The organism is Mucilaginibacter sp. P4_C11 (assembly GCF_056402115.1).
The window spans coordinates 63,655-76,497 of record NZ_JBFUIA010000016.1; the positions used below are offsets into that span (position 1 = coordinate 63,655).

The following is a 12,843-nucleotide window of genomic DNA, read 5'->3' on the forward strand; positions in this document are numbered from 1 at the left end:
TTGGATCATCGCACATGCTTCTTTTCAACTCCATCACCGATGTTATCAATTATCTGAAAACCAATTTAGATGATACCGATATAACCCTCAATAAGGGGGCAAGCAAAAATCAGATAGAAGCTGTAGAAAACGCCTACAACATAAAATTACCTGACGACATCCGGCAGTTTTATGAATTCACAGACGGTTTTATATCTGATGAAGATATGTTTAGCATCATTCCACTAAACGATGTAATATGGAATAAGGAACAACGCAATTATAAAGAGTTGTATATAGCCGAGTTTATGATTTATTGTGACGCATGGGAGTTGATAGTAAACCCGGATAGCAATAATGACTATAAAATAACCACAATAGACAACACCAACGACAACATCGTTTTGACAAATTCTTTTGTCGAGTTTCTCAGAAGATTCCTAATTGGTGGATTATACGAAAAGGATGGGTTGTATGATTGGAGAGTTCAATTAAAAAGATAATCTAACTATTTTCCGTTCAAGGCGTTGTTACCACCGTATGCGAACCATCAGGGTTCACCATAATAGTTGTATTAACGGAGGTTTTAACAACAACCGAGTGCGATCCATCGGGGTTTACAATAACCGAGGTTTGTCCATTATCAACTATGGAAGAATGTGTACCATCGGGGTTGACAATAGTTGAGACCGGGCCGTTTTTTACCAGGATGGAATGCGTGCTGTTGGGATTGACAATTGTTACCGTTGCCCCGTTATCTATCCACAATGAATGTGCTCCGTTTGAGTTTACAACAGTAGCCGTATTGCCGGTTTGCGATACTACAGTATTTGTACCATCGGGATTTACTATAGTAGCTATTTTACCGTTTTTAATTATGGTACCCAGCTTACCGTCCGGATAAACAAAAGTAAAATTATACATGCTGTCCTTACTTGATTTTACGGCATTATAAACTGCAAGGTCGGTAGTGTTGAATATCGCTGTCTGCTGGGCAGATACATTTCCGGTAAAAGCTATTGATAACAGGATGAGGATAAGTTTTTTCATGATGCAGCAGGTTTCCGGGTTTGACTATTATGGCCCGAAAAGGTTTAATAACCCACTTGCAAAAACTCAAGTTACTGCTTCGATATTGTTGGCCAATCGGCTACTTACTTCCCAAACCGCTTTACCACATCGGGCGCGGCGCCTGGCAGTTTAATTTTATAGCGGTAGCCGCCGTTAAAAAAATCTTCCTCCCGTAAAAACTCATGGCTGTTTTTGCTTATCCAAAAGGTTTGGCTATAGCGCTGGCCCTTATAATCGGCTTCGGTAAGCAGCTTCCAGCAATCAACTTTTTCGTTATCTAATGTGGCCAGCTCTTCGCTGCCGGTTACTTTGTACACTGCGTATTCGGGGGTGTTGCTTACCGCATCGTAAAAATTGATGGCAAATATTTTGCCGGCTGCAAGGGGCAGCATTTCAAAAGTTTCTATATCCAGGTTCCAGTTAAAATAGGGCTCTTTAACGTTTAGCAAAAAATCCTTCGCCAGGTTATTTTTCACGGTATCGGCACCGCCAATTGTAGTAGCCCCCCAATTAAATGCTTTGGTTTTTGTGCCAATGGTTTCTGAATGATAAACCGGCGTAAAATCCGCCGCCCTGTTTGCCGAGAATGTCGACCGGTATGATGCGCTGTCTGCTGAATACCAATGCTGGGTTACGGTAACAATCTCCTCGCCATTACGGTTGCCGCTTTCTACATCGCGCAGCCAGACAGACATGCGCAAACGCCTATCGTCCTTAAGATTTTGAAAGTACACCAGGTATTGCCGCAACCCCGGTTTAAGGTTTGCTATAATGAGTCGTTTGTCCTTTAAACGGATAGTATCTGTTTGCGCCATTACCCTGGGGCAATGCGCGGCCAGTAGCAGTAAAGTAACGGTAATGGCTACTATTTTTTCAACTATATGTTCGGTTTTCATGGTAATTTATTGTGCCGGCAAGGGTGGTTAATTCTATTTATTTAATCAAAGCTGCATTTCGGGTTCCGGCAATAAAAATCATTTCAACGGTTGCAGGTTTATTTTTAACGTGTTTGCCTTTTTGTTCAATGAACGGTTAGGCTGTATGTGTCATCCGGGAAATTGTAGTGTAGTATTAACAAGCATTTTCAAATCCTCAAATTTTCAAATCTTCAAATCAATAGCAAAACCTTACCTTTACAACTCCATGTATCTGCAGCAACTATCAGTTATCAACTTTAAAAATTACGAAGAAGCCGAACTTGTTTTCAGCAAGGGGGTAAATGCCTTTACGGGTAATAATGGCGCAGGCAAAACCAATTTGCTTGATGCTATACATTACCTGTCGCTTTGTAAAAGTTACTTTAACCCGATAGATAGTCAGCAGATAAAACAAGGCTCCGATTTTTTTATCATAACCGGTGTTTTTAACAAAAACCAACAAACCGAGGCCGTAGCCTGCTCGGTAAAACGGAACCAAAAAAAACAGTTTAAGCGTAATAAAAAAGATTACCAGCGCCTGGCCGATCATATTGGCTTGCTGCCATTGGTCATGATATCGCCCTATGATACCAGCATTATAACCGAAGGAAGCGAGGAACGCCGCAAGTTTATTGATAATGTAATATCGCAAACAGACAACCATTACCTTGACGAGCTGATAACCTACAACAAGGTACTGGCCAACCGCAACGCCCTGCTGAAGCTGATAGCTGATACCGGCCGTTATGATCCAAGCCTGCTGGAGGTAATGGATGAGCAACTGGTGCAATCGGGCAACCGCATATTTGAGCGCCGCAAGGCTTTTATGGAAGGCTTTACCGAAATATTTAATAAACACTACAGTTTTTTAAGCAACGATGCCGAACTGGTTGAACTTGCTTACGAATCGCAGTTATTACAGGATGATTTTGCCGGTTTGCTGAAAAAAACGGTGGAGCGCGACAGGGCCCTTGAACGTACTACCGCCGGTATCCACAAAGACGACCTTCAATTTGGCATCCACGGCATGGCCATGAAAAAGTTTGGGTCGCAGGGGCAGCAAAAATCGTTTTTAATAGCACTTAAACTGGCACAGTATACTTTTTTATACCAGCAAAAAGGGTTTAAGCCCTTATTGCTATTGGATGATATTTTTGATAAGCTGGATGATGAACGCGTTACCAAACTAATGAAAATGGTGAGCAACAATGATTTTGGACAAGTATTTATTACTGATACCAGCGTAAAGCGGGTAAGTGAAATATTTGATAAAATTGCGGTGGAGGTTAAATTATTTAATGTGAGCAAAGGAGCTATTGATGCGTAAAACAAACGACAAATCATTAAAGGAAGCCATTGAGCAAATGCTTAATGTATACAAAATAAAACGCAGGTATGATGAAACCGGCGTGGTAGCAGCCTGGCCCGAGCTGGTGGGTAAATCTGTGGCAAACCGTACCAAAGAACTATTTATCCGCGATAAAAAATTGTTCCTGCGGATTGAATCATCGGTAATAAAACACGAATTGATGCTGATGCGTAGCCAGATTATAGATAAAATAAATGCCGAAGCAAGAGGAATTTTAGTTGAAGAGATTGTATTCCTATAAACTATCCTGCAAAAAAATACCCTGATTGGGAAAATCGGGTAATAAATGCATCAAACCAATACCGCAAATTGAATACTATCTTTCTCTTGATATGCGAAGCTGACGTGAGCGGATATGCTGCCTGATGCCAAGATCATCAGTAATCATAGAGTATATTAAAATAAACAAACCGGGGATAACAAAGGCTAATTGAACTTCGGGGTGGCTCTTATAAAGCAATATTGTGCATGTACATAAACATACAACAATTAGCGCATATATAACAACCTTCAAAAATAGTTTCATATTCAAATGAATTATTGGGATTTTGCCCCCGGTTTACAGCACAGTTTAGGTTAATAAAAATTCAACCTAGTTTTGTAAAGCTACAGATTTATATTTAATAAGACAAAAGCCGCACCAAAATTATTTAGGGATGTAACGGTTGTATTTACACCCCTAAATACCTGATTATTAAAACCTCTCGAAAGCCGAGAAAAAGAAACTGCCTTCAATCGCTGCATTCTCGTCCGAATCGGATCCATGAACTGCATTTGCATCAATTGACTTAGCAAACAGGTTACGGATAGTTCCTTCGTCTGCCTTTGCAGGGTCGGTAGCACCAATTAGTTTACGAAAATCTTCAATAGCGTTATCTTTCTCCAAAATAGCAGCCACTATTGGTCCCGACGACATGAATGTTACCAGGGCATTATAAAAAGGGCGTTCTTTATGCACTTCATAAAATTGGCCGGCTTTTTCGGCGCTTAAAGCTGTGTATTTAAGAGCGATTATTTTAAAGCCGCTTTTGGTTATCTTGTCTATTATAGCACCAATATGTCCGTTTGCAACGGCATCTGGCTTAATCATGGTAAATGTTCTGTTTGTGGTCATTATACTTAATTGTTTTTTGGGTTGTAATTGAAATCGCATCAAGGGGCCGCCTATTGTTGTCCCGGTGGCCAAATGGTTGCTTAATATTTAATTTTTGCCGCAAAAGTAGCTTTTTACATCTGTAAGATAAAGCTTTTTGTGTTAAAATAGATGGTTTGTATTTAATTTATTTATTTAGCTTTGCAACTCTTTTTTAAAATTGATGTTAGATTTAGCCGCGCTTACAGAACTTTTAGCAAGCCCCAGAAAAATAGTGATCACTACCCATCATAAACCTGATGGTGATGCTATGGGCTCGTCATTGGGTTTGTACAATTATTTGATACAGCAAGGCCATCATGCCACGGTTATTGCCCCTACAGATTACCCTGCTTTTTTAAGTTGGCTGCCCCGTAATGGCGACGTTATCATATATACCGAACAGGCCGAAAAGTCGGCGGCGTTAATTGCCGATGCCGAGCTTATATTTTGCCTTGATTTTAATGCCCTAAGCCGCATCAATGAAATGGGTGTTTTGGTAGGCGAAAGCAAGGCTTATAAAATCATGATAGATCATCACCTGGAACCACAGGATTTTGATGACTACCGCCACTGGAACATTAATGCATGTGCAACGGCCCAACTTATTTATGATTTTATTGTTAACGAGCTGCACCATCGCGAATTGATTAACGCCGATGTGGCAACCTGTTTATACACTGGCATCATGACCGATTCGGCATCGTTCCGCCTGCCCAATACCACATCAACTGTACACCGCATTGTTGCCGATTTAATTGACCTGGGCGCCGTTAACTGGCGCATTCATGAACTGGTGTACAATAGTGCAACCGAAAACCGGTTAAGATTTTTAGGACATTGCCTGGCCAATTGCCTTGAAGTACTGCCCGAATACCATACCGCAATTATTGCCGTTAATAATACCGACTTGCATAAATACGATGTTGATACCGGCGATACCGAAGGCATTGTAAACTATGCATTATCAATGGCCGATATAAAACTGGCCGCGTTTATAGTTGAACGCAGCGACAGGGTAAAACTTTCGTTACGGTCAAAAGGCGAATTTCCGGCAAACGAAATTTGCAAAAAATATTTTGATGGCGGCGGTCACCGCAATGCGGCCGGCGGTCATTCAAGTAATACCCTTGAACAGGTTGTACAACAATTCAAAACCATATTACCCGAATATAAAAAACTATTAAATCAATAAAATGAAACAAAAATTAATGTTCCTGGCCATTGCTGCAATTGGATTTTCAAGTTGCAACGGAGGCTTTAAAAAAGGAGATGCTGGATTACTTTATAACATCCATACATCTAAAGGCGGTGCACATATTAAAGACGGCGACTTTGTGAGCGTAAATATGATTGTAAAAACCGATGGTGATTCGGTATTGAGCAATACTTACGACATGGGACACCCTATCATCATTATGCCAATGCCTAAACCACAGGCTAAAGGTGATATTTATGCCGGCCTTGAATTGCTTGGCGAAGGTGATAGCGCAACTTTTAAAGTACCAACCGATTCGATATTTAAAGGTGGCCAGCAGCGTCCGCCAAACCTGAAAGGCAAATTTTTAATATTCCAGGTTAACATCAATAAAGTATTGGCAAAAGGTTCACTTACCGAGCAGGTTTTCCGTGGCAGGGTTCAGGATTACTTAAAAACCCTTACCGAAGCTATGAAAGCACAGGAGCCAGGCAAAATCAAAAAATATATTGCCGATCATAACCTTAAAGTAACAACTACCGCATCGGGCTTAAACTACGTTATTACTACACCAGGTACAGGTCCAACTCCGGCAGTTGGCGATACCGCTGTTGTTAACTATACAGGCAGACTTCCAAATGGTAAAATATTTGAAACCAGTGTTAAAGAAGTAGCCATAAAAGAAAAACAACCTATCGAACCAGGGCGTCCGTTTGCACCTCTACGCATCCCGGTTGGCCAGGCTAAAGTTATACCAGGTTGGGACGAAGGTTTGCAATTGATGAACAAAGGTTCAAAAATCACCTTGGTTATCCCTTCGGCTATTGCCTACAAAGATCAGGGCGTTGGCCCTATCGGCCCATTCACACCAATTATTTTCGAAATGGAAATGGTTGAAATTGTGAAACCTAATCCAAATGCGCCAAAACCGGTTATGCCGCAAATGCAAATGCAACAACAGGCGCCAGATCAGTCACAACCTACTCAAAGATAATTTATAACGCTTTTACAGCCTTCCCGACAAGCGTCAGGAAGGCTTTTTTTATTTTTATGAAAAACATTTTTTATCTACTAACGGCTTTGTTTGGCATAGCTACGCTAACTGCCCATGCACAAACCGGTATGCAAACCACGCCAGCCGGCGCCCAATACCAGATATTTACGCATAACACCGGTGAAAAAATCAAACTGAACGACATCGTTTATTTTAATTATATCCAGATGACAGATAAGGATTCGGTTTTATACAGCTCATTTAAAACAGGCAAGCCTCAGCCGGCGCAAATCCGTCCATCGCAAAATGTAGCCGATTTAATGGATATTTTCCCGCTGCTTACCCTGAATGACAGTGCGATGGTAAAGGTACCTACCGACTCTATTTTTAAAGGGCATGAAGAAGCGCGTCCGCCGTTTTTTCCTAAAGGCAGCAAGCTGGTTTTTATCCTTAAAATAATCAAAGTACAATCGTTACAGGAAGCTATGGCCGAACGTACCGCTGCCGTTGAGAAGTTGAAACTACAGGAAGCTGCTGAAACCAATACCTACCTAACAGCAAATAAACTAAACCCTGTTACAACAGCATCAGGCTTAAAGTATATTATAACCAAGGCATCTGCCCTGCGCAAGCCGTTGGATGGCGATACGGTAATGGTTAATTATACCGGCTATTTATTAAACGGACAGGTGTTTGACACCAGCGTACAGGCCAACGCCAAAGCAGCGGGTGTTGAGCAGCCCGGCCGCCCCTATGAGCCTATCCCGGTAGTATTAGGCGCACATGGCGTAATACCTGGCTGGGAAGAAGGCCTTGCTTTATTGCACGAGGGATCAAAAGCCAAATTCATTATCCCATCAAAATTGGGTTATGGCGAGCAGGGTATGGGTAACGGCGCTATTCCGCCCTATGCAACGCTGGTGTTCGACCTTGAAATTGTAAAGGTAAAGCCAGGCAAACATGTACCCGTTGCTGCCAAGCCAGGCGTTAAGCACACGGTAAAGAAAAAAACAACCGTAGCTAAAAAGAAAAATTAAGCTTGAAAGCCTTCCTGATAAACCGGGGAGGCTTTTTACTTTTGCACATGGTATTAACAGACACCCATACCCATTTATACTACGAAACCATTCCCGGTAAACGCGCTGCCCTTGTGCAGCGTTGTATCGACAATGATATCAGCCGCCTGTTTTTGCCTAATGTAGATGCAGCATCGGTGCCCCTGGTTTATGACCTGGTACGGGCGTATCCCAGCTTATGTTACCCTATGCTGGGCCTTCACCCATGCTCGGTAAAGGCAGATTGGGAGCAGGAACTGACAAGCATTAAAGCGGCGCAAGGGCAACATCCAATTTACGCTATAGGCGAAATTGGCATCGACCTGTATTGGGACAAAACTTTTTTAACCGAACAGGTTGAAGCCTTCAAACAGCAGATTAACTGGGCAAAAAGTCTTGATCTGCCCATCGTAATTCATTGCCGCGATGCTTATAACGAGGTTTATGAGGTATTACAGCAGGAAAATGATGACAAATTACGCGGCATATTCCATTGTTTTGGTGGCACTGTAGAGCAGGCCCAACAGGTGATTGATTTGGGATTTTACCTGGGTATAGGCGGCGTTGTTACCTATAAAAATTCCGGGCTTGACAAAGTTGTGGCCGAAATTGATTTAAACCATATAGTTTTAGAAACAGATTCTCCGTACCTTACGCCCGTTCCGTCCCGGGGTAAACCTAATGAAAGCTCGTACTTGATTTATATTGCCCAAAAAGTGGCGGACCTGCACCAAACCAGTGTGGAGGAGGTTGCGCGTGTTACAACCGAAAACTCCAGGCTGATATTTGGTATATAGTAATTGAAATGATTTATACAGCATAACACCTAATTAATGAGCCAGATACTGATCATTTACACCGGCGGTACCATAGGGATGATGAGCGATCCTGTTACTAAGGTGCTCAAGCCTATCAACTTTGAGCAAATAATGGATAATGTGCCCGAGCTGGAGAAACTGAACTGCCGGATCAAAGTACACTCTTTTGACGAGATCATCGATTCATCAAACATGAACCCGGCCATCTGGAGCGACCTGGCCGGCCTCATCGAATCCAATTATCATGACAATGATGGTTTTGTGATCCTTCACGGCTCAGATACCATGGCTTATACCGCCTCAGCATTAAGTTTTATGCTCGAAAATTTGGGCAAACCCGTTATTTTTACCGGCTCGCAATTGCCTATCAGCGCTATTCGTACTGATGCCAAGGAAAACCTGATGACGGCTATAGAAATTGCCAAGGCCAAGAAAAACGACCGCGCCCGCGTACCCGAGGTATGTATCTACTTTGATTACAAACTATTCCGGGGGAATCGTGCGTTTAAATATAATTCATCAAAGTTCGAAGCCTTCCGCTCGCCAAACTACCCTATCCTGGCCGAGAGTGGCGTACACCTTAAATTCAGCGTAAACGATATCAGGCACCCGCAGGATGACGAGGAGCTCATCATCCACAACAACCTTATAAGCGACGTAGGCGTGTTAAAACTTTACCCGGGCATAGGTACAAAAGTGGTTGAGGCCATTTTAAATGCTGATGTACGCGGCGTTGTAATGGAAACTTTTGGGGCAGGCAATACCACAACCGACGCATGGTTTATCAGCCTGTTGGAAAAAGCCATTAAAGATGGCAAAGTGATTGTAGATATTTCGCAATGTAAAGTAGGCACCGTTGAACTTGGCCGTTACGAAACCAGTAAGCAACTTAAGGACATGGGTGTAGCCAACGGTTACGATATGACCTTTGAATCGGCAGTAACCAAAATGATGTACCTGCTGGGCAAGTTTGACGACCCGGCCCTGGTAAAACATTATATGGAAACGGATTTAAGGGGCGAGATAACGGTATCGTAGTAACAATGCATGCGCAATTTCTTGTGCGGGTCTCGGCTTAATGGCTTATTTTATAAAAAAATGTCATTTCGATAGAGCTGGGGAGCCGTGAGCGGGAGGGCGAAAGAGAAATCTTGTACGCCCCGCATTCAGATAAGCATGTTGGACTGCGCGCGTCGAAGATTTCTCCTCACGCAGTCGCTCAGTGCCCCCCTGATTCGTCGAAATGACAATAGTTTTGATCTGGACTTTTGACTTTCGGCTCACAATCGGCTCTTATCGGCTCATACCGACTCAAAAACATCTATTTTGCAGCCTGCACATCAATCCAAATACCGTTTCATCATCAAATCAGTTTGCAAATCATCGCCCAGCCAAAAAGGATGCGAACCAAACACCTCAAAACCATTCTTTTTATAAAAAGCCAGCGCTTTGGCGTTATGCTCCCAAACACCAAGCCATATATAGGTTTTCTTCATCTGCACGGCAATCTCAAATGCCTTATCAAAAAGTAACTGGCCCACCTTTTTGCCGTGAAAAGCTTTCAGCACATAAATCCTTTCTACTTCTAAAGCATTATCATCCTTTACGTCGGTTTGTGCTGGCCCGTGGTTAACTTTTACGTAACCAACTATAATACCATCAACCTGTGCCATGTAAAATTCCGAATGAGGGTTATTAACCTCACCTGCCAATTTCTCATCGGCAAAGGCTGCGGTTAGGTAATCCTCCATATTTTCTGGCGTATTCAAATGTGCGAAGGCCTCGTTAAAGGTTTCGATGCCAATTGCTTTTAAAGCCTGGATGTTTTGCATATCCACTTTAATAAACCGGATGCCGGCACTGTTCAGGGTCATTGTATCGGTCATGATGATATTATTAAGATTCAAATTGTACTACATTGTTAAATAAATTCTCTTGCGCTGCCGGTAAGTTATTAGCAACACATTTCGTGTTAGTCAGGTACCTGAAACGCAGATAAAGCAGTGCCGATGCTACCAGCAGACCACTATAAAGCCCAAGCCAAACGCCTGTTAAGCCCATAGGGGTATGCAGGCCCAGTAAAAAAGCCACCGGCAGGGCAACGCCCCAGTAAGCAGCCAGGTTAATTAATACCGGGTATTTTAAATCGCCCAGGCCCCGTAATATGCCCAGGCTCACCACCTGCAGGCCGTCGAAAACCTCTAATCCGGCAGCTATAACAAACAGGTTGCCCACCATACTCACCACCTGCGGATCAACCGAGATAACTTTAGGCAAAACGCCCTTTAGCACCAACAACAGCACCCCGGTAACCAGGTGGAATACCACGGTGAGGTGATAGCTTGCCAATGCCGATGCCCGCAGTAAATGAAACTTTGCCTGCCCCAAAAAGTAACCTGTTTGAATGGCCGCCGCAGTGCCAATACCGTTGACCGCGTAATAGATAAACGATAGATAGTTCATGGCTATCTGGTATGCTGCCAGCTGCCTGGCCCCAATTATACCTACTATAAAAACCGCCGCGCTGAATGCGCTTATCTCGAAAATGTTTTGCAACACAATGGGAACGCTGGTACCCATTATTTTTTTGAACCGCCCTGCATTAAACTGAAAAGGGTGGCAGCCTTGCAGAAATTTGTTGAACCGCTGTTTTTTAAGCACAAATGTAGCCATAACAACAGCCATCAGCCCCCTATCGATAATGGCGCTGTAACCTATGCTTTTGGCGCCCATGGCCGGCATCCCAAACAAGCCTTTTACCAATATAACACCAACTACAATATTGATAACATTACCCCAAATGCTTACCTGCATAGCCAGCCTGGTAAAACCCAAACCTTCGGCAAACTGCTTAAATGATAAAAACAACATCAAAGGGATAATAGATAATCCTAACAATACCAACAAAGGTTTGGCCTGCGCCACCACAGCCGTATCTAAACCAATATGCGCTATTAAGTATTGCCCGCCAAGCCAGGTGATAATTAACAGCATTAGCCCCGTCAGGATATTAACTATAACGCTGTGCGACAATAGCCGGCCACATTCCCGGTAGTTACCTGCCCCGTTTTCGCGTGCAACCAGCGGGGTTATACCATAGGATATGCCGATTGCAATAATAAGCATCAGGTTGAAAAACCCATTGGCAATAGCCAGCGCTGCAAGCGGTACCGTACCGGCAAAGTGGCCCAATATAATGGATGCCGAAAAGCCCACCAACGGATGCCCCACCTGCGATATCATTACCGGGTAAGCCAAACGCATAGTAGCGCTGTAATGGGTTTTATATTTTTTAAAAAAGATCAAGCGGATTTTTATTTGCTGTAAAAGTAACTGATGTATAAATGCTAAAAAATGCTTATTTTAGATTAATTAATGATTTTTACGCATTAATAATTATGGATTTACAGCAGATAAAAAACTTTTTGGCCCTTGCCGATGAGCTTCATTTTTGGAATACATCGGCCAAACAAAACATTACCCAATCGGCATTAAGCAGGCAAATTAAATCGTTGGAGGATGAGTTAAATGTGCAGTTATTTGAGCGTACCAAGCGCAGTGTTAAGCTAACCCCCGCCGGCGAATTCCTGAAAACCAAATGGGCCGGTATTGTAGATGAGTTTAATTTTATCCACCAGTTTGCCAAAAAAATCGAACTCGGCGAAACCGGATCTATCAGGATAGCGCATCCGGATTCTATTTCGTTTTCTACCCTCCCGCAACTGATACTTGATATCTCCATCCGCTATCCCGAACTGAAGATTGAAATGATACAGCTGGCTTATGAAGACGAACAGGAATTTTTAACCAAATACAAAATCGATCTCAAATTTAGCCGCGATATAAACCGGCTGGATAATATCAGCACGATGAAAGTACAAACAGATCACCTGGCCCTGGTATTGCCCCAGGATCATGCGTTCAGGGAACTGGCCGATATTACCGCCGAATCATTACAAACGCAAAAGTTTATTATGCCCCGTTCCAACAGCAGCAGCAGCTACAGCCAGCTTACCAACCAGGTGTTTGAACACTACGGCATATCGCCCGAGTCTTCCTATACATCCGATTTTGGGTCAACCATCATTTCGCTTATCACCAGGCAATTTGGCATCAGCATAATGCCTTACTCTTATGCCAATCAAGGCTACCAGGGCATCCGTTTTATTGAACTTCCTTTTGAAAGCAACCTGTTTGTACACTGGCGAACGGATGACCACAGCCCTATATTGAAAAATATTTTAAGAATGGTTGAGGGGTTAGCTTAGGACGGAGAATGAGGTTCAAATTAAAAAAACATTATGCTGTTG

At 42.9% G+C, this 12,843-nt stretch carries 14 protein-coding genes; 9 read left to right on the top strand and 5 right to left on the bottom strand.

Going from position 1 to position 12,843, the window contains the following annotated elements; genetic code table 11:
• The first annotated feature begins 14 nt into the window (after window positions 1-14).
• Entirely contained in the window at window positions 15-482 is a 468-nt protein-coding gene (locus AC1DU2_RS16045) for an SMI1/KNR4 family protein (protein WP_477358764.1), read from the top strand.
• Between the two features lie 16 nt (window positions 483-498).
• On the opposite strand, the gene AC1DU2_RS16050 is transcribed toward AC1DU2_RS16045, so the two are convergent.
• Together AC1DU2_RS16050 and AC1DU2_RS16055 are read right to left on the bottom strand one after the other, a co-directional pair.
• Window positions 499-1,029: a hypothetical protein gene (locus tag AC1DU2_RS16050; RefSeq protein WP_477385290.1), complete on the bottom strand. Its 531-nt coding sequence runs from the start codon at window positions 1,027-1,029 to the stop codon at window positions 499-501.
• Window positions 1,030-1,133: 104 nt separating this feature from the next.
• Window positions 1,134-1,946, bottom strand: coding sequence for a DUF3108 domain-containing protein (locus tag AC1DU2_RS16055; RefSeq protein ID WP_477385291.1), 813 nt, complete (start codon window positions 1,944-1,946; stop codon window positions 1,134-1,136).
• Window positions 1,947-2,193: 247 nt separating this feature from the next.
• On the opposite strand from AC1DU2_RS16055, the gene recF reads away from it, so the two are divergent.
• Both recF and AC1DU2_RS16065 read left to right on the top strand, forming a co-directional pair.
• Window positions 2,194-3,294 (top strand): DNA replication/repair protein RecF, encoded by a 1,101-nt coding sequence (gene recF / locus AC1DU2_RS16060; protein WP_477358756.1) that lies wholly within the window; start codon window positions 2,194-2,196, stop codon window positions 3,292-3,294.
• Entirely contained in the window at window positions 3,287-3,577 is a 291-nt protein-coding gene (locus tag AC1DU2_RS16065) for a DciA family protein (protein ID WP_477358752.1), read from the top strand. The genes recF and AC1DU2_RS16065 overlap by 8 nt, the downstream gene beginning before the upstream one ends.
• Window positions 3,578-4,030: 453 nt before the next feature.
• Here the strand turns inward: AC1DU2_RS16065 and AC1DU2_RS16070 are convergent, their stop codons facing one another.
• Window positions 4,031-4,450 (bottom strand): nucleoside-diphosphate kinase, encoded by a 420-nt coding sequence (locus AC1DU2_RS16070; protein WP_477358749.1) that lies wholly within the window; start codon window positions 4,448-4,450, stop codon window positions 4,031-4,033.
• Window positions 4,451-4,652: 202 nt separating this feature from the next.
• Between AC1DU2_RS16070 and AC1DU2_RS16075 the strand changes: the two genes are divergently transcribed.
• The 5 genes from AC1DU2_RS16075 to AC1DU2_RS16095 are packed head-to-tail and all read left to right on the top strand — an operon-like array spanning window position 4,653 to window position 9,571.
• Window positions 4,653-5,663, top strand: a complete 1,011-nt coding sequence (locus tag AC1DU2_RS16075) for a DHH family phosphoesterase (RefSeq protein ID WP_477385292.1) — start codon at window positions 4,653-4,655, stop codon at window positions 5,661-5,663.
• A 1-nt stretch (window position 5,664) separates the two neighbouring features.
• Window positions 5,665-6,660, top strand: coding sequence for an FKBP-type peptidyl-prolyl cis-trans isomerase (locus AC1DU2_RS16080; RefSeq protein WP_477358743.1), 996 nt, complete (start codon window positions 5,665-5,667; stop codon window positions 6,658-6,660).
• A gap of 56 nt (window positions 6,661-6,716) precedes the next feature.
• Window positions 6,717-7,697 (top strand): FKBP-type peptidyl-prolyl cis-trans isomerase, encoded by a 981-nt coding sequence (locus AC1DU2_RS16085; RefSeq protein ID WP_477385293.1) that lies wholly within the window; start codon window positions 6,717-6,719, stop codon window positions 7,695-7,697.
• A gap of 47 nt (window positions 7,698-7,744) precedes the next feature.
• Window positions 7,745-8,512, top strand: coding sequence for a TatD family hydrolase (locus tag AC1DU2_RS16090; RefSeq protein WP_477385294.1), 768 nt, complete (start codon window positions 7,745-7,747; stop codon window positions 8,510-8,512).
• A gap of 36 nt (window positions 8,513-8,548) precedes the next feature.
• Entirely contained in the window at window positions 8,549-9,571 is a 1,023-nt protein-coding gene (locus AC1DU2_RS16095) for an asparaginase (RefSeq protein WP_477358733.1), read from the top strand.
• Window positions 9,572-9,873: 302 nt separating this feature from the next.
• Here AC1DU2_RS16095 and AC1DU2_RS16100 read toward each other — a convergent pair whose 3' ends face one another.
• Together AC1DU2_RS16100 and AC1DU2_RS16105 are read right to left on the bottom strand one after the other, a co-directional pair.
• The gene (locus tag AC1DU2_RS16100) at window positions 9,874-10,419 is read right to left on the bottom strand and encodes a GNAT family N-acetyltransferase (RefSeq protein ID WP_477385295.1); all 546 of its coding nucleotides are present in this window, start codon (window positions 10,417-10,419) and stop codon (window positions 9,874-9,876) included.
• A gap of 10 nt (window positions 10,420-10,429) precedes the next feature.
• Window positions 10,430-11,797: an MATE family efflux transporter gene (locus AC1DU2_RS16105; protein WP_477385296.1), complete on the bottom strand. Its 1,368-nt coding sequence runs from the start codon at window positions 11,795-11,797 to the stop codon at window positions 10,430-10,432.
• Between the two features lie 134 nt (window positions 11,798-11,931).
• Here AC1DU2_RS16105 and AC1DU2_RS16110 point away from each other — a divergent pair, with 134 nt between their 5' ends.
• Window positions 11,932-12,801 (top strand): LysR family transcriptional regulator, encoded by an 870-nt coding sequence (locus AC1DU2_RS16110; RefSeq protein ID WP_477385297.1) that lies wholly within the window; start codon window positions 11,932-11,934, stop codon window positions 12,799-12,801.
• Window positions 12,802-12,843: the final 42 nt, after the last annotated feature.

Bases quoted from the DNA above. Each gene is read 5' to 3' on its own strand.
- AC1DU2_RS16080 (WP_477358743.1), top strand. From the start codon at position 5,665: ATGAAACAAAAATTAATGTTCCTGGCCATTGCTGCAATTGGATTTTCA.
- AC1DU2_RS16045 (WP_477358764.1), top strand. From the start codon at position 15: ATGCTTCTTTTCAACTCCATCACCGATGTTATCAATTATCTGAAAACC.
- AC1DU2_RS16095 (WP_477358733.1), top strand. From the start codon at position 8,549: ATGAGCCAGATACTGATCATTTACACCGGCGGTACCATAGGGATGATG.
- AC1DU2_RS16070 (WP_477358749.1), bottom strand. From the start codon at position 4,450: ATGACCACAAACAGAACATTTACCATGATTAAGCCAGATGCCGTTGCA.
- AC1DU2_RS16100 (WP_477385295.1), bottom strand. From the start codon at position 10,419: ATGACCGATACAATGACCCTGAACAGTGCCGGCATCCGGTTTATTAAA.
- AC1DU2_RS16075 (WP_477385292.1), top strand. From the start codon at position 4,653: ATGTTAGATTTAGCCGCGCTTACAGAACTTTTAGCAAGCCCCAGAAAA.
- AC1DU2_RS16085 (WP_477385293.1), top strand. From the start codon at position 6,717: ATGAAAAACATTTTTTATCTACTAACGGCTTTGTTTGGCATAGCTACG.
- AC1DU2_RS16065 (WP_477358752.1), top strand. From the start codon at position 3,287: ATGCGTAAAACAAACGACAAATCATTAAAGGAAGCCATTGAGCAAATG.
- AC1DU2_RS16055 (WP_477385291.1), bottom strand. From the start codon at position 1,946: ATGAAAACCGAACATATAGTTGAAAAAATAGTAGCCATTACCGTTACT.
- recF (WP_477358756.1), top strand. From the start codon at position 2,194: ATGTATCTGCAGCAACTATCAGTTATCAACTTTAAAAATTACGAAGAA.
- AC1DU2_RS16105 (WP_477385296.1), bottom strand. From the start codon at position 11,797: ATGCGTTTGGCTTACCCGGTAATGATATCGCAGGTGGGGCATCCGTTG.
- AC1DU2_RS16050 (WP_477385290.1), bottom strand. From the start codon at position 1,029: ATGAAAAAACTTATCCTCATCCTGTTATCAATAGCTTTTACCGGAAAT.
- AC1DU2_RS16090 (WP_477385294.1), top strand. From the start codon at position 7,745: ATGGTATTAACAGACACCCATACCCATTTATACTACGAAACCATTCCC.
- AC1DU2_RS16110 (WP_477385297.1), top strand. From the start codon at position 11,932: ATGGATTTACAGCAGATAAAAAACTTTTTGGCCCTTGCCGATGAGCTT.